Here is a 203-nt window from a genome sequence, read left to right on the forward strand (position 1 = left end):
AGCTGACGAATACTAATAGATCGAGGACTTAACCATATAATATGTAGCAAATGTTATCTAGTTTTGAAGGAATATGCCTTCATAGTTTGGTGATGATGGCAGAGAGGTCACCCCCGTTCCCATACCGAACACGGAAGTTAAGCTCTCTAGCGCCGATGGTAGTTGGGACCTTGTCCCTGTGAGAGTAGGACGTCGCCAAGCAA

1 rRNA gene is annotated in these 203 nt (G+C 45.8%); it reads left to right on the forward strand.

Features of this window, described 5'->3' with window-relative positions:
* Window positions 1–85 precede the first annotated feature (85 nt).
* Window positions 86–201: ribosomal RNA gene (rrf, locus tag MR113_RS28310) — 5S ribosomal RNA — on the forward strand.
* The last annotated feature ends 2 nt before the right edge of the window (window positions 202–203 follow it).

Origin of the sequence: Bacillus cereus group sp. BfR-BA-01379 (assembly GCF_022663605.1) — a bacterium.
Classification (GTDB): domain Bacteria; phylum Bacillota; class Bacilli; order Bacillales; family Bacillaceae_G; genus Bacillus_A; species Bacillus_A mobilis.